Source organism: Virgibacillus sp. L01 (assembly GCF_052246775.1).
Lineage (GTDB): Bacteria > Bacillota > Bacilli > Bacillales > Amphibacillaceae > Lentibacillus.
This window is the reverse complement of record NZ_JBQQCP010000010.1, coordinates 71612-88290: the sequence shown is the minus strand read 5'-3', so window position 1 is coordinate 88290 and position 16679 is coordinate 71612. Positions and strand designations below refer to the sequence as shown.

The 16679-nt window shown below is 37.8% G+C and carries 15 protein-coding genes, 1 pseudogene and 2 other annotated features; of the genes and pseudogenes, 6 read left to right on the top strand and 10 right to left on the bottom strand.

All coding sequences use genetic code 11. The features are described 5' to 3' along the window. The first annotated feature begins 35 nt into the window (after positions 1-35). Positions 36-1490 (top strand): Na+/H+ antiporter NhaC family protein, encoded by a 1455-nt coding sequence (locus ACTWQM_RS16910; RefSeq protein ID WP_443259337.1) that lies wholly within the window; start codon positions 36-38, stop codon positions 1488-1490. 48 nt (positions 1491-1538) lie between these two features. Here ACTWQM_RS16910 and ACTWQM_RS16905 read toward each other — a convergent pair whose 3' ends face one another. The 4 genes from ACTWQM_RS16905 to ACTWQM_RS16890 form a co-directional block, all read right to left on the bottom strand. Continuing rightward, positions 1539-2261, bottom strand: coding sequence for an amino acid ABC transporter ATP-binding protein (locus ACTWQM_RS16905; RefSeq protein WP_443259336.1), 723 nt, complete (start codon positions 2259-2261; stop codon positions 1539-1541). Then, positions 2262-2927, bottom strand: a complete 666-nt coding sequence (locus tag ACTWQM_RS16900) for an amino acid ABC transporter permease (RefSeq protein WP_443259335.1) — start codon at positions 2925-2927, stop codon at positions 2262-2264. It abuts the gene before it with no gap. Positions 2928-3003: 76 nt separating this feature from the next. Continuing rightward, the gene (locus ACTWQM_RS16895) at positions 3004-3786 is read right to left on the bottom strand and encodes a transporter substrate-binding domain-containing protein (protein ID WP_443259334.1); all 783 of its coding nucleotides are present in this window, start codon (positions 3784-3786) and stop codon (positions 3004-3006) included. Between the two features lie 244 nt (positions 3787-4030). Beyond that, a complete protein-coding gene (locus tag ACTWQM_RS16890) occupies positions 4031-5107 on the bottom strand; it encodes a bifunctional 3-deoxy-7-phosphoheptulonate synthase/chorismate mutase (protein ID WP_443259333.1) in 1077 nt (358 codons plus the stop codon). A gap of 123 nt (positions 5108-5230) precedes the next feature. Continuing rightward, positions 5231-5462: a binding site (T-box leader), on the bottom strand. Positions 5463-5509: 47 nt separating this feature from the next. Further along, positions 5510-5740, bottom strand: a binding site (T-box leader). Positions 5741-6021: 281 nt separating this feature from the next. On the opposite strand from ACTWQM_RS16890, the pseudogene tnpB reads away from it, so the two are divergent. Next, a pseudogene (gene tnpB / locus ACTWQM_RS16885) lies at positions 6022-7194 on the top strand (IS200/IS605 family element RNA-guided endonuclease TnpB). Between the two features lie 182 nt (positions 7195-7376). Next, positions 7377-8261, top strand: a complete 885-nt coding sequence (locus ACTWQM_RS16880; protein WP_443259332.1) for a GNAT family N-acetyltransferase — start codon at positions 7377-7379, stop codon at positions 8259-8261. 103 nt (positions 8262-8364) lie between these two features. Here the strand turns inward: ACTWQM_RS16880 and ACTWQM_RS16875 are convergent, their stop codons facing one another. Further along, a complete protein-coding gene (locus ACTWQM_RS16875) occupies positions 8365-9126 on the bottom strand; it encodes an SDR family oxidoreductase (RefSeq protein WP_443259331.1) in 762 nt (253 codons plus the stop codon). A gap of 254 nt (positions 9127-9380) precedes the next feature. Between ACTWQM_RS16875 and ACTWQM_RS16870 the strand changes: the two genes are divergently transcribed. The 3 genes from ACTWQM_RS16870 (at position 9381) to ACTWQM_RS16860 (ending at position 10772) form a co-directional block, all read left to right on the top strand. Then, positions 9381-9614, top strand: coding sequence for an SPOR domain-containing protein (locus tag ACTWQM_RS16870; RefSeq protein ID WP_443259330.1), 234 nt, complete (start codon positions 9381-9383; stop codon positions 9612-9614). Between the two features lie 289 nt (positions 9615-9903). Beyond that, a complete protein-coding gene (locus ACTWQM_RS16865) occupies positions 9904-10284 on the top strand; it encodes a cytochrome C oxidase subunit II (RefSeq protein ID WP_443259329.1) in 381 nt (126 codons plus the stop codon). A 71-nt stretch (positions 10285-10355) separates the two neighbouring features. Then, positions 10356-10772 carry a hypothetical protein gene (locus ACTWQM_RS16860; protein WP_443259328.1) on the top strand — a complete coding sequence of 139 codons (417 nt, stop codon included), beginning with the start codon at positions 10356-10358 and terminating at the stop codon, positions 10770-10772. 132 nt (positions 10773-10904) lie between these two features. Here ACTWQM_RS16860 and ACTWQM_RS16855 read toward each other — a convergent pair whose 3' ends face one another. From ACTWQM_RS16855 to ACTWQM_RS16835, 5 genes are all read right to left on the bottom strand, one after another. Continuing rightward, positions 10905-13031, bottom strand: coding sequence for a heavy metal translocating P-type ATPase (locus ACTWQM_RS16855; RefSeq protein ID WP_443259327.1), 2127 nt, complete (start codon positions 13029-13031; stop codon positions 10905-10907). Between the two features lie 283 nt (positions 13032-13314). Continuing rightward, the gene (locus ACTWQM_RS16850; RefSeq protein ID WP_443259326.1) at positions 13315-13560 is read right to left on the bottom strand and encodes a hypothetical protein; all 246 of its coding nucleotides are present in this window, start codon (positions 13558-13560) and stop codon (positions 13315-13317) included. An 89-nt stretch (positions 13561-13649) separates the two neighbouring features. Beyond that, positions 13650-14318, bottom strand: coding sequence for a response regulator transcription factor (locus ACTWQM_RS16845; RefSeq protein WP_443259325.1), 669 nt, complete (start codon positions 14316-14318; stop codon positions 13650-13652). Then, positions 14311-15699: an ATP-binding protein gene (locus ACTWQM_RS16840; protein WP_443259324.1), complete on the bottom strand. Its 1389-nt coding sequence runs from the start codon at positions 15697-15699 to the stop codon at positions 14311-14313. Before ACTWQM_RS16840 ends, ACTWQM_RS16845 begins: the two co-directional genes overlap by 8 nt. Before the next feature lie 44 nt (positions 15700-15743). Beyond that, on the bottom strand, positions 15744-16649 hold the full coding sequence (locus ACTWQM_RS16835; protein WP_443259323.1) for a F510_1955 family glycosylhydrolase: 906 nt from the start codon (positions 16647-16649) through the stop codon (positions 15744-15746). Positions 16650-16679: the final 30 nt, after the last annotated feature.

Genomic DNA, 16679 nt, shown 5'->3' with positions numbered 1-16679 from the left:
GATTTTCTTCATTAATATAAAGGAGAGATAGTAGTATGGATTTATGGTTATCAGTGATCCCGCCAATTGTTGCAATTATTTTTGCTATATGGACAAAACAAGTAATCCCATCCTTGTTAATCGGACTTTGGATTGGCAGTTTCATTTTAACGCAGTCGTTTTTTGGATCGTTTTATAAAACTGTTGATTACATAACAGGTGTTTTAACCACCTCTGGCAATATTCACGTTGTCTTGTTTCTATATATTTTTAGCGGTCTGGTTGCTCTTATCCAGTTATCAGGAGGGATACAAGCCTTCGCAAAATTTGTTGGGAAATATATTGACAGTAGTCAGAAAACATTTGTCGCATTGTGGGCATTGTTGCCTGTTACATTTGTTGACTGCGGTTTTCGTGTTGTAGCTACTGGAGCAATTATTAAACCTTTAGCTGAAAAATATAAAATTGCTAAAGAAAGATTGGCATACATGTTAAATAACTCATCGAGTCCTGTCATTTTGTTAATCCCTATTGCAACAACATTCGTAGGTTATATTATCGGAGTTGTTCAAAATGGAATGAACACTACTGGTATTGAGGGGTCAGCATTTTCTTACTACTTGCAGTCACTTCCTTACCAATTTTTCAGTTACTTTTCTATACTTATCGCACTAACTACAATAATGCCCAAGTTAAATTTGGGTCCAATGAAGGAACTAATTCAAAATCACTCTTCAAAAAAAGCTGATTTACAAACTGAATTTGCTGAAGATATGTCCCACCATCACAAAGCGGAAACAAGTAAAGACCAAACTGGTAATGCCATGAAAGGTAATATGGAACATAACCATGATATGAATCAGGAACCATCACTTAAGCCAAAGTTAATGAATCTTTTAATTCCCTTATTAACTTTAATACCGCTAAGTTTCTTTCTGATGATTGGGAGCGAAGAATCATCAAAAGCAATGTTAGTAGCATTGATTCTTACACTAATTGTGACCTTTCTTTTATATTTTTTTCAAGGTCTCAAACTGGCTGAACAAGTGGATAATTTCATTAAAGGGGGTAATAAACTTATTGTCACCATAGGTATTTTAATTGTTGCTTGGCCAATTTCAACGGTATCACAGGACCTTGGATTAACAACACTCATTGAAAATACCCTTTCGAATACGATTAGCTCCACTTTTGTCCCGGTAATTACTTTTGTTGTAACAGCTGCTGTCTCTTACTTTATTGGTTCATCTTGGGGAAGTTGGGCTTTAATGATGCCTGTTGCATTTACATTAGCTGTCGCAACTGGGGCTTCCATTCCTATGATTGTGGCAGCAGTATTATCAGGTGGAACATTTGGGGATGTTACCTCGCCAGTATCAGGAATGACTGCAATGTCTGCTGGTATCGCAGAAGCAGATCATATGAAATATGTAAAAGCTATGTCTCCATATAATTTAGGAGCTGGTGTGTTGGCAGCCAGTGCATTTTTTCTTGTACCAATAGTTTTTTAACATCATATAAAAAGGCAGTCCCAATATTGGGACTGCCTCTAATCTAAGTTATAATATCTTGCTTAAAAATGATTGAGTTCGCGGATTTTGAGGGTTATCAAAAATTTGCTGCGGATTTCCTTCTTCCATAATAATACCTTCATCCATGAATAACACACGGTCCCCCACTTCCTTAGCAAAACCCATCTCATGTGTCACAACAACCATTGTCATCCCTTCTTCTGCTAAATCCTTCATTACCTCAAGTACATCTCCAACAAGTTCAGGGTCAAGAGCAGATGTAGGCTCGTCAAACAGCATAACTTTCGGATTCATAGCAAGAGACCTGGCAATTGCCACACGTTGTTTTTGTCCACCGGATAGACTATCTGGATAATCATCTGCTTTATCAGATAATCCTACTTTTTTGAGAAGTGAAAGTGCGACATCTTTCGCTTCATTTTCGGATAGATTTTTTACTTTGAGTGGACCAAGTGTAATATTTTCTAAAACCGTTTTATGAGGGAATAGGTTGAAGTGCTGAAAGACCATACCTACTTGAGAACGTACTTCATTAATATCGACATTGGGATCTGTTAATTCGTCTCCGTCAATTGTAATTTCCCCTGCCGTGATATCCTCGAGAAGGTTAATACATCTAAGAAATGTACTTTTTCCGGAACCAGACGGCCCAACAACGCATACAACCTCACTCTCATCAACTTTAGCATCAATCCCTTTCAACACCTCTAAGTCACCGAACGATTTGTGTAAATCTTTTACTGTAATCATTTATACATCCAGCTTCCTTTCTAGTCTGTTCAAATAAAGTGCTGTTGGCACCGTTATACATAAGTAAAGTAAACAAACCATAACTAATGTTTCAAAAATTTCAAAAGTCGTATTGTAGTACTCTTTTGCCATAAACACGACATCATGTACTACGATAACCGAAAATACAGATGTATCTTTTAAACTGATAATAAATTGGTTTCCAAGAGGTGGAATCATTCGTTTAAATGCTTGTGGCCAAATAATATAACGCATCGTTTGGTTTTCCGTTAATCCCATCGAGCGTCCCGCTTCATGCTGCCCTTTGTCAATTGAATAAACAGCGCCACGAACAATTTCAGCAATATATGCACCAGCATTAACAGCAATTGCAATAACACCAGCTGTAAACGAAGTAATGTTCAAGCCTATTAAATCCTCGGAAACACCATAGTATAGAAATAGTGCTTGAGCCAGTATTGGTGTCCCACGAACAACCTCAACATAAACCGACCAGAACCCTCTGATTATTTTGTTTTTAGAAAGTTTCCCCAGGCCAGCTAACGACCCAATAATCATACCTATAAACAAACCGATAACTGTAATCATTACTGTTATTTTCAGGCCATTTAATAAGAAAGGCAAACTTTGAACATATGCTGATTCCATAAACGAAGTGTAAATCATTCTGTATATCTCTCCTTAATAAAACAGCGTAACAAGCAAATACTTGTTACGCTTGATTTGTAGTCTGCAATGATGACTATTCTAATTCTGGTGGTTCTGTTCCAAACCACTTCTTATAAATCTCTGCATATGTTCCATTTTCTTTAACTGCCGCTAAACCTTCATTTATCGGTTCGACAAGGTCTGATCCTTCTGGTAACGCAATGCCATATGGCTGACCTTCCATTACTTTACCAACTGTTTTTAATTTATCTGGAGCATTTTCCTTAATATAATACTTCACATTTGGTAAATCATATAAAACAGCATCAAGACGGCCTCTTTCCAGGTCCATATAGGCTGTAACAATCTCAGGATAAGCTTCAACCTCTGCATCTGTATTAGCCTTTAAATAGTCATTACTTGTTGACCCTTGACGTGATCCAACTTTTAATCCATCTACATCCTCAATTGATTCAATATCAGAATCCGAAGGGACTGCAAGGATTAAACCGGAATCATAATATTTGTCAGAGAAATCGATGAACTCCTCACGTTCCTCTGTAATAGAAATACCAGCAATACCTATATCATTTTTTCCTGTTCTCATTGATGCAAGCAACCCATCAAACGCCATCGTTTCAAATTCTACATTAAAGCCAGCTTCTTTAGCGATAGCTCTCATCAATTCAATATCAAAGCCTTCCATTTCACCTGTGTCGGGATTCTTATATTCAAATGGCTGAAAGTTGGAATCCGTAGCAACCGAATAAGTTTTTCCCTCTCCATCTCCATCTCCGCTAGTCTCACTTGATCCACAAGCAGCAAGTAAGCTGATCGAAATAATTGCAATAAATAATAACGTTAGTTTCTTTTTCACGTTAACTATTCCCCCTTATTAATATAATTTATATTGTATTTTTATATATTCTCATAGTATTCACACTTTTCAAATTCCTGTTTGAGGCTATTTACCTATAAATATTGGTATATTTCAGACTCTTATAAATTTAGTGTATATTTGTGTACAATATCTCTTATATACTCAATTTATATAATACATACTATAATTAATAGATTTTATACAATAATTGGAAGGAATTTTCTAGTTACTGTAAAAAATATTACGCCAGCTTTCCTTTAAAAACCTTTAACTCCTCGATAAACGTATTAAATTCAGGAATATTCATCTGTTGAGCTGCATCGGATAATGCAACTGCAGGGTCTGGATGAACTTCCGCCATAATGGCATCTGCACCGATTGCCAATGCTGCTTTTGCTGCTGGAAATAGTAAATCCTTTCTTCCCGTAGAATGTGTTACATCAACTACAACTGGTAAATGGGTTTCTTTTTTCAGAATAGGGACAGCTGATATATCTAAGGTATTTCTTGTTGCTTTTTCGTAAGTTCGAATACCACGTTCACATAGAATGATCTGATCATTTCCTTGTGAAATAATGTATTCTGCTGCATTAATAAATTCCTGAATAGTTGCAGAAAGCCCTCTCTTCAGCAATACAGGCTTATTGACTCTTCCTACCGTTTTCAGTAACTCAAAATTTTGCATGTTGCGGGCACCCACTTGAATAACATCAACATAATCCAATGCCTCTTCTACATCATGTGGAGTAAGAATTTCACTTACAACTGACATGCCTACTTCATCAGCAACTTTTCTTAAAATATGCAGACCTTCTAACCCCATACCTTGGAAATCATATGGAGAAGTACGTGGCTTGAATGCGCCGCCCCTCATTAAGGTAAGGCCCTGTTCCTTCATTGCTAAGGCAACTTCTTTCACTTGTTCATAGCCTTCAACAGCACATGGCCCCATAATAAATCCTTGCTCACCATTCCCAATTTTCTGGCCATTAATATCTACAATTGTGTCTTCAGGACGTGCTTTCCGTGAGACTAATAAAGCCTTTTTGTGGTCGTCCTCCTGAAGCTCCAGACTTGCTTTAAAAATCTCCTTAAAAATATGTTGAATAGTTGATCTTTCAAAAGGCCCGTCATGGTTCTCGTTAATTAAATCAAGTGATTGACGTTCACGAACAGGATCAAACCGTACTGTACCTTGTTTCTCCTTTTGCTGGCCAATTTCCTGAACAACTTCAGCCCGTTGGTTCAATAATGTTAAAATTTCCAAGTTGATTTCATCAATTTTGTTACGTAGCTCATTTAATTCGTTTGCAGACATAAGATAATTCCTCCTGATTTTGTTTTATTTTTGACTCATTGCATAAACTATCAACCTGCTTCCGGTTCTCCAGAAGCATCACCTCCTCAAATAAGTAAAAAATCGCCCACTGCCGTCATATACGACAGGGACGATTTCACACGCGGTACCACCCATATTGTGAACAGTATAGTTCACCTCTTAAAATTGTTAACGATCATATGACCGTCCTCCCCTTTGCAAAGAAAAATTTCCTTACTTCGAGAAAGAAACTCCAGGATTGTAATTCATGCTTATCTATGACTGATTCACACCACCATCAGTTCTCTTATAACAGGGAGATAAGACACTACTTGTTTCCTTTCGTTGCCTTTAGCATTATTCAATTATACTAAAAAGTCCCTACTGGTCAGTAAAATAACCAGTAGGGACGATTAATATCGCGGTACCACCCTAGTTGTGAAGAATTACGCTTCACCACTTAAAATTGTTAACGGCCAATTCACCGTCTTTTCCTTCATAAGAATATTACCCTTACTACGAAAAAGAAGCTCAAGGATTGTAATTCATGTTTATCTTTGACTGATTTTCACCACCATCAGCTCTCTGGAACAGGGAGACAAATCACTAATAATTTCCTATCATTGCAAAATTATGTTAATTAATTTTTGTTAATATTATATTTTCATAATTGTATGCTAAAATTCAGTCATTTGTCAACGCTTTTTTGAAAAAAACTTATTTTTGTGTGATGCTACTTTTTTATGTTGGCATTCGATTATATTTTATCATTCTCCGACAGAAGACTCCCTCTTCAGTTGTGCGAAGGGCTTCAGTCCAGCGATAAGGGGAGATGAATGTCGGTTGGCGGTAGCCAAAACGCCTACTTCTATGGTATAATTAGAACAAACGTTCCTATGAAGTGGGTGGATTTCATGTTCGTCAAAAAAGCTTTCAATTTCCGCATATACCCCAATCTAAGGCAAATCGAATTGATCAACAAGACGATTGGTTGCTCCAGGTTTGTGTTCAATTTCTTCCTTGCAAAGCAGAAGCAAAAAGATGCCTACTGGTACATAACAGAAGAGATGGTACAAAACGGCCAGCTGCCTTCTAATAATTGGAAAGGTGCGTTTTTCAATAAATATGGCACGATAAAGGCGGTGCGCCAGTTAAAAGAACAAAATCCTTTTTTAAAGGAAGTGGACAGTATTTCCCTTCAAAAGTCCGTTGAGAATCTGACTGATGCTTAGCAACGGTATTACAGAAAACAAAATAAAGCGCCTCAATTCAAAAGCAAAAAGAATAAGGTCCAGTCGTATACCACCAAACAAACCAATGGGAATATCGCAGCTTTGGATAACCACATCAAGTTGCCTAAACTTGGTCTCATACGGTTTGCTAAAAGTCGTGAAATCGAAGGGCGAATCATCAATGCCACAGTCCGACGTAACCCGAGCGGAAAGTACTTTGTATCTGTTCTTGCGGAAGTGGAGATTGCGCTATTACCGAAGACCAACTCCAATACCGGTGTTGACCTGGGATTGAAAGACTTCGCTGTTCTGTCGGATGGAACTATCTACAAAAACAATCGTTACTACAAGTCCCTGGAGCAAAAACTGGAAAGAGCTCAACAAGTGCTCGCAAGACGTGTAGTGGGTTCCCGCAATTGGAACAAACAACGCATCAAAATAGCCCGCATTCATGAGAAAAACGCAAACAAGCGCGAAGATTTCCTGCATAAGACCTCTACCGATATCATTAAAAACCACGATGTGATTGGAATTGAGCGTCTGCAGGTATCGAATATGATGAAAAACAAGAAAAGTGCTCAATCCATTGCTGATGCGTCCTGGTATCAATTCAAGGTCATGTTGAAATATAAAGCTGAATGGTACGGCAAGACTTTTATGGAAGTGAGTAAAACCTTTCCCAGTTCGCAGCTGTGTTCGTGTTGTGGCTATCAAAACAAAGACGTTAAAGACCTGCGTGTGCGTGAGTGGACCTGTGTATGTGGCGCACATCACCATCGAGATATCAACGCAGGACTAAACCTTAAAAACGAAGCAATAAGACTTCTAACCGCAGGAACTGCGGGGATAGCCTAATCCATAACTGGCGGTTACGCCGGTGTTCTTAGGAACCCCCCACTTCAATCAGACCGTAAGGTTGATAGTGGCGGGGAGTTCAAAGAAAGGTACTATATGCAGTTCCCAGCAAAAAAGTTTATAATTGAACACGTTAAATGATAGAATTATTTTTTGAAAGAAAGAAACAAGGAGTGACATATATGCAAAAGACCATTCGAACTCTTAATAATGATGATTTTCGACACGTGGAAGCAATGGACACAGGAATTGAGGATGATTATATAAAGCGTGTTTTCAATAGACTGATAACTGGAAGGAATCGTTTATATGGATTATTCCTAGATGATCAAATGGTCAGTTTGGGAGGACACTCCATTTATGCCAGCCGTTACGTAATGTTAGGCAGATTGAGAACAGATCGTCGGTATCTGGGTAATGGCTTCTCAACTGAATTGATGAACCATATGACGAACAAAGCATTTCAAATTAATGGAATAAAATGGGTTGGTGCGAATACACAGGAATTTAATATATCTGCGCGACGTGTATTAGAAAGAACTGGTCTAACGCCGTATATCCCGCAACATGCTGCTCAAACCAAGGATACTAAGGCCCTTGAGACTGGCTCAGAACCTTTGACTCCTGTAACAGATCTTCAGCGAAAAAAAGACTGGATTGGGAACATGTATAGTAAACCAACATCAATATTTCCATACGAATGCTACTATTCATTTCCGGTTTCAGAAGATCTATTTCAAGAACAGGATTTAATGAAATGGTCTTTTTATGAAAATAAATTAAAAACCCGGGCACTTATCACAAAAACGGATCAAAAGAAACATCATTATCTGCATGCAATTTACCCATGGAATGACATTACCTCACAGGAAGGGCTATGGGAAACAATCGCAAACGACTACCAACAGCTTCGCAAGCAAAAAGAAGAAGAAACATATATATGGATGGATCTTACAAAAGAACAGGTTAACGCCCTGCCTGCAGATCACCAATTTGCATTGCCATCCCCATGGATCTTACATGGAATTGATAAATCAAATTGGGAAATGGTTCAGGCTCTTGCTTAGGTCAACCACTACTTATGCAGCAGGAAAATTTTATACTTTGTCTACTGCGAAAAAGACTGAATACAACTAAAATGCGTTCAGTCTTTTAATAGTAACGTTTCTATTAAAATGCAGCTGTCCAGCCTCCATCAGCTGTAACAACGGTCCCATTTACAAAACTAGATTCATCAGAAGCCAAAAACAGTGCAACTTGTGCAATTTCTTCCGGTTGACCTGACCGAGGCATTACTCCATGTGCGAGTTGGGTACGGCTTGCTCCGAATTCATTAATGTTTTTCATACTGGATGCAATGTTTGTTTCTACACCGCCTGGTGCAATAGCGTTACAACGAATGCCTTTTTCTGCATACATGAATCCTGTATTCTTCGTCAACCCAACGACTGCATGTTTCGATGCGCCGTAAGTAGCACCAGCATGAGCACCATTTAGCCCGCCAGTGGAGGCGGTATTAATGATGACACCTTTTCCCTTTTCTAGGAAGATGGGCAGTGCTTTACGTGTAGCACGCATAACTCCTTTTGTATTAATATCAAAAATCAAATCCCATCTTTCATCCGTAATATCACCGACTGGCTCCATTCCATCCATTATACCAGCATTATTGACAAGAATATCCAGCGTCCCATACTCACTCACGGCAGTATCAATCATGTTTTCAATATCTGCTAATTCTGCTACATTTACTTTTACTGCCTTAGCTGTTCCGCCATTACTCGTAATCTCTTCCGTAACTTTCTCAGCACCTTCAAGATTAAGATCAGCCAACAGAACTTTTGCTCCCTCTTTTGCATAGAGCTCAGCTATTGACTTTCCCATTCCGGAAGCTGCCCCTGTAACAACTGCAACTTTACCATCTAATTTCATGCTTATTCCCCCATAAGTTAATATTTAAGAATTAAATCAAGCGCTTTTCTATGATTATAAGGATTAACTTTTATGATAACGCTATCATCCTATAATCAAATCTTAATACACTATAACTTTATTATCAATAAAAATAAACGACCTCACTGCCTCCTTAATAGATTATTTAATCAATTTACGAATATCTATGTTCAACGACCACTCCTTTATTTTCTGCTCGACTACACTAGTATAAACAAGTTAGGAGGCTGCTTATGGGAAAGTATAAAATAATAGTTGAAACAACTGGACAGAAGAACAGTGCACAACAGCGATATAACGTAATGACAAGAAATAAAATAAATGCCGACATTAAAACTTATAAAACGGAGGGCGGTGAACTGTATAGTGTAGAAGTTGGACCATATTCAGGAAAAAAGCAAGTTCTTAAGGATGTTGATAACATTAAAAGCTTAGGAATAACAAATGCTTTTATAACGGGTGCATAGACATTTGCGATTAAAAAGCAAGTTTCTGTAATTAGCAGAGAGTTGCTTTTTTAATTTACATATTTAGAGTCAATTTCATAAATACTTCTATTTATCATTAACCGGACAATGATTGGAATGGAGCGCCGACTTCTGTTTGAAGGACTAACTGCTTTATCTTTAAAACGTGAAATGTAAAAAATAAAGAAGTTCACACATTTGACTCAGTTTCTCCATAAAAAATGGATATTTAGAAATTACAATTGCACTGTAGTAAACAAATAGACTTAAAGTTTAAAGGAGGATTTATATGAAAAAAGGATTATTAGCAGTACTGGCTCTAGGACTTATCCTATTTCTTGCAGCATGTGGTGGAAGTGACTCAGGTGACTCCAGCAGCGGGGATGACAGTTCATCAGCATCAGCTGCAGGCAATGAACTAAATATAACTGCATCAAATTTTGAATTTGATAAAGATAAATATACCGTTACTGCAGGTGAGGAAGTTGTAGTTTCTCTAACAAATGAAGAAGGTATGCATGGTATTTCAATTGACGAATTTGATGTGAAGATTGAAGGTGAAGGTGAAGCATCCTTTACCCCTGAAGAACCAGGTGAATATACCATTTACTGCAACATCCCTTGTGGTGAAGGGCACGCTGACATGCAAACAACATTAGTTGTTGAATAAATGTAGGTACTAAGAAGCTGTTCTTATGGAATAGCTTCTTATTTTTGTACATAAAGTGAGGGAGAGTATCTATGCATAAAAAGTTAATTGGAATTGGCCTTACAGTAGTGATTGCACTAACGCTTGTATTATTCGTTACCTTACCATCAGAAAATAACACTGCTGGGAATAGTCTGACACAGGAAGAAGTAGAAAGTGGGCTAAACCTACAGGAAAACGGGGAAAGCGGAACATATACTGTCAATCTTATTTCCGGAAACTTTGGTCAGGAATCAAAAGGAAAAGTACTTAATGATACCGACTGCACACCAGACGAAGAAGGTATCAGCCGCTGCCATAACGACATAGAACTAGTGGACTCAAACAAGAAAATCACCATTGTTAACCCCCATAACATGAAAAATAATCGTTGCTTAAGACCTGGCGAGACAGTCCATTTATCACGAAATCAAGATGGTAAGGTAACAGTTAAATTGATGGAATTATAATTGTTTAAAAACGGTGCCAAAAGCAGTTGTGCTTTTAGGACACCGTTTTTTAACAGGCAGCCTAGAAAGTACAAGAGACTCTAATATAACAATGTACCGTACTTATAAGAATCTCTTTGAATGGCTGGTTATCTAAGCTTTTAATAATTTAGCGTTAATCGCAACAATAATCGTGCTTAAACTCATTAATACCGCTCCGACTGCTGGACTCAATATAATACCTATTGGTGCCAGGACGCCCGCAGCCAATGGAATGGCAAAAATATTATAGCCTGCAGCCCACCATAAGTTTTGGACCATTTTCTGATACGTTTTCTTCGATAAATCCATTAACGAAACAACATCTTTAGGATTGCTCTTCACAAGAACAACATCGGCAGTTTCCATTGCTACATCGGTTCCTGCACCAATGGCAATTCCTAAGTCAGCTGTTGCCAGTGCTGGTGCATCGTTAACCCCATCACCAGTCATGGCCACCTTCCAGCCTTTTTCTTTAATTTTTTTCACTTGATTTGCTTTATCATCAGGCAATACTTCTGCATATACCTCATCGATACCCAATTGCTTAGCGACCCAATCAGCCACTTTTTGATTGTCACCCGTCAGCATGATGGAATGAATACCGTTTTCTTTTAAAGATGCAACTGCTTCTTTTGCTGTTTCGCGTACCATATCAGCAAGTGCAATCATTCCAATCAATCTATCTTCAACAAGTACAAATACAACCGTTTTTCCGTCTTCGGACATTTGATTGAATGCTTCATGATCATATTCCATATTCTGCTGATCAACGTAGCCAGGACTGACAACATTCACTTTTTTCCCATCTACTTTTCCTTCAATACCTTTTCCAGTAATCGATTCAAAGTCACTTATTTTTTTCAACGTCAGTTCCTTCTCACTTGCCTCATTAACAATACCTTCTGCAAGAGGATGCTCGGAATTTTGCTCCAGACTTGCAGCCCAAACTAATATATCTTCTTTTTTCACTTCATCAGAAGGGACAATATCTGTTACACCGAACTCTCCTTTTGTCAATGTGCCAGTTTTATCAAAAACAACTGCATTCAGATTCCGTGCACCTTCGAAATTAGCACGATTACGAATTAACAGACCCTGTTTTGCTGATAGTGATGTGGAAACTGCCACAACAAGTGGTGCCGCAAGTCCCAGTGCGTGTGGACAAGTAATTACCATCACAGTTACCATGCGTTCCAGTGCAATAACAAAAGAATATCCTAAAATAAGCCAAATAAACAAGGTTATGAACCCGGAAGCTAATGCAATATAAAATAACCATTTAGCTGCTCTATCCGTGAAGTCCTGCGTCCGTGAGCGTGATGCCTGTGCCTCTCTAACCAATTCTATCACTTGCGATAAATAGGAATCATCACCCGTTTTCTCTACTTGAATTGTCAGGGATCCCTCATTGTTAACAGACCCACCGATTACTTCATCACCTTTATACTTCTCAACAGGAACAGACTCACCGGTGAGCATGGATTCATCTACTGCGGATTTGCCATCAATAATTGTCCCATCTACCGGAATTTTTTCACCAGGTTTAACGAGTACTCTATCTTCATTTTGTAAATCAGATATTGCTACATCTTCTATATTATCCTTCTCATCCAATTTATGCGCTTCACTTGGCATTAGCTTAACAAGTTCTTCCAGCGCATTTGATGCTCCCATTACCGATCGCATCTCAATCCAATGACCAAGCAGCATAATATCAATCAGCGTGGCCAGCTCCCAGAAGAAGTCTTTGCCTTCCCAGCCAAAAACAGTAAGCGAACTATAGCCGTAAGCAACTACTATTGCAAGACCAATCAAAGTCATCATACCAGGGTTTTTATCTTTCAATTCACTAATACCGCCAGTAATAAACGGCCATCCACCGTAGAAAAACACGAATGTAGCAAGCGCAAACAGGATGTATTGATCAGCCGGAAATCCCCAATCAACGCCAATAAAACCCTGAATCATTGGAGACAAAATCAGAATAGGGATTGTTACAATAAGGGATATATAAAACCTTTTTTTAAAATCATTGACCATATCACCATGATCATGATGACCGTGTCCGCCGTGATCATGGTGATTATGTTCATCGTGCTGGTGTTGTTCATGATGTTCATGTCCGCCGTGTTCATTCTGATTATGTTCATCATGTTGGTGTTGTTCTTGTTGACTATGATTCTGATGTTCATGCTGCTTGTGGCCACGTTCAAAAGACTTACCATCTTTCCGTTCCATACATATGCCTCCTTACATTTACTTACTATATTTATTATCTGCTTGACACTATACCCCTATACAGTATTTTTAAATCATAACTTTCATTTTTTAACTTAAACAACATTGCATTCGTTCTTAAGCTTTCCTGACTGTTAAAAAACTTGGCTTATCGCCGATCCTTTATGGCAAAAGCCTTAGTTGGAATTATGCATTAAGAAAGGATTGCTTTCTTATCTACTTAAAAAAACGGAACCATCTCTAAGAAAGATAGTTCCATTCATGTTAGCTAATATAATAAACACTAAAATTGGTTATCCATGTGTCGATAAGGAAATTCATTACCATTGGAACCATGACAGTCTTGATACATCTGCTCCATCTCTTGTTGGTCCATGTTTGGGTGCATATCCTTCATAAAAGGAACCATATCTTCAAAACTCCACCCATTTTCACCATCGTTATCAGCAGTACCATGTGCGAAAACAACATTACCTAAACCTAATGCCATAAAACCAGCCAATGTTATTGCCAAAAGTTTCTTTTTCATTATGTGTTCCTCCCTTCATTCACTACTATAAAGATGAGGTTTCGAGAACTTATCAAGAAAATGTTACAACATAATGAACATTTCCGATTCTAGTTTATCCACTTATACCCAACTCCCCAAACTGTTTTAAAGTGATCATCAACCGGAAATCCTGCTTGTCTAATTTTTTCTCGCATATTCCGCACATGTGAATCAACCGTTCTTCCTTCTGTATTTGTATCAAATCCCCAGATTAAATCAATTAGCTGCTCCCTGGAAAATACCTGATTTGGCTTTTTCAATAGATGACCAACCATAGCGAACTCCTTAGGGGTTACTTTAATAGGCTGGTTCTTATAAGAAAGCTCATACCTTTCCTCATCCCATAACAGTCCATTCGTTTCTATGCGAGTCGCTGGAGTTCTTCTTCGTAACAAAGCTTCCATTCTGGCCAATAATTCATTTTCATCAATAGGTTTTGCTATATAATCATCTGCACCTAACTTTAGGCCTTTAACAATATCTTCTTTTTGGTCACGAGCTGTTACCATAATGATTGGCACATCAGATATACTTCTTATTTCCTGACAGAGCTCCCAACCATCCATTTCAGGCATCATAATATCAAGTAAGACAATATCAAAGTCTTCCTCTTCTAAAAATAGTAAGGCTTCATTAGCTCCTTGTGCTTTTTTACACGTATAATCATGCGGTCTTAAGTACAATGCTAATAAATCTAACATACGCTTTTCATCGTCAATTATAAGAACCCTATTCATCATTGCCACCTCTAATTAGTCTTATGATAACGCTCGTACTTTCACCTTGTTCACTTTTAATTTCTATCTTGCCACCGTGTGCTTCTATTATTTCCTTGGCAATAGTTAGCCCTAATCCCGATCCGCCGCTTTCCCTTGACCTTGATTTCTCAACCCGGTATAAACGATCAAATATATACGGCAAATCCTTCGCAGGTATGCCTTCTCCTTCATCGGTAATGGTAACGATCACTTCTTTTCCTACTTGACTTACTTCAAGCTGAACATTTGTACCTTCAGAAGAATGTTTTTTTGCATTATCGAGAATATTTACAAGAACTTGTTCAAATCTTTCAGGATCAACAAAGGCAACTGAATTTTCAGGACATTTTATTGTAAAGTCAATATTTTTTTCAGCAAAAGCAGGCTTAATCCTATCAGCTATAGAATGAATAAACTTATGCAAAAAGACTTCTTCACGATGAATTGTGAATCTATTCCTGTCCATCTTAGCTAATTCAAATAAATTCCTGATTAATATCGATAGGTGCTCTGACTCTTCACGAATGATAGTGATATACTCTTTCACCTCAGCCTCTGTTATCCCCTCCCTGTTAATAATGTCAGCATATCCTTTTATATAGGTCAAAGGTGTTCTAAGTTCATGCGAAATACTTGCCAGAAAATCGTTTCTCGCAGTTCTTAATTGATCCAGATCATTAGCTAATTTTGTAATTGACCCGGCCAGCTCTCCCAATTCATCCCTGCGATCATTATTTAACTCAACTCTATTTTCCCCACGGCTCAACTGTTCTGTAGCTTCCTTCATTTTAATAACCGGATGTGTGATAAACCTGGACAAAATAAAGATGGTAATAATCGTTAAGCCGATTGTGAGTAGAGCAATTACGATAAACTGATTGCTAAGCTGGTTCACATTTTTCTTTACATCAGCTGTGTCTGCAAACATAAAGACATGGCCTCTTTGCTCCCCATCAATATTTACAGGGCTTTCAGCCGCAATATATTGTTTATCATCCCACCGATCTTCAACGACTCGTCCTTCCATTTGGTCTGAGTTGTAATTAATGGCTTCAATCACTGGCCACATTTCCTGCTGAATAGTATCAGAATGATTTATTACATTACCTTCTTCATCTGTAATGACGACCACAAAATCAGAAGCTGATTCCATTATACCAACGTGTTCTAAGGTTGATTCATTAAAGTTCATCTCCAATACCTCGCTATGTGTATTGGCACGTGCTAATAAATTGTCAAGCACATCTTCAATTCGTTCATTCGCTATATTCGTGTATAGTACAAAAAATAAAAGCGATTCAATAATTAAAATAAATACAAAAAATAGAAACCCAATTTTAAATGAAAGTTTAGTAAACATAAACTACCTCTTTATTTCTAAATATAGATGACAGACTTATAACATTATTTTACTTTTCCATTTTCCAAAATCTGCAACCACGTTTCAGTTGAATCCTCAGATATATAGGCATTTCCTTTTGTAGTATAAATAGCTAACTCCTTATTATTTTGTTGATTTTCGGCAATATATACAGGCCCATCTTCAGTTAACTCTGGAAGATTAATTGTCACTTGCTCGCCATTTTTAATGTTAAATTTAGCAAGGGATGGTGTAGAGTCATAGCTTGCATAAATCAAATTTTTCTCATTAAAATAAACAGCTGTCCCCTGGACACTTTCGGTTATCATCTTAAAATTCTTTCCTCTGTCATTGGACAGAAAAATACCAGTAGTTGTCGCTACTGCTAAATAATCAGAATCAGACGGATGAATAGCTAATGCAAAGACCTCACCTTCTACACCTGAAGCGACAACGCCTTCCCACGACTCTCCATTGTCAGAACTTATATAAAAACCTACACCCAGCTTAGAATTTTCCTTATGATTTTTTAAAAAGATATCATGGCTAGTATAACCTACAGCCATTTCATGGAAGTCTGTTTCACCTACAAAATCGATACTTTTTAAAGTTTCTCCACCATCAAAGCTACGCTGAATACCTAGCGGATTCGGTAAGTCTGAATCTTTACCAGGATGTCCTGATGTGTAGAAACCTTGATCAACTGGACTAAATCCCATATAATCGTTAAAATTCTTCGTCGTTTCAAACCATTCACCACCCCGATAAATTTTCAGGCCAGTATGAGATGCAAAATATAATCCGCCATCATTTCCAGCATACCCCATTCCATGAACATGCTCTACTATCCCATCAAACGGCTCTTCAAATGCTTGATCGTCATTACTGTTACATCCAATTATTAAAACTCCCGTTAAAATTATAATAAGAAATACTAACTTTTTTATCATTTGGTACTACCTCCATTCAGTTATGGTAAT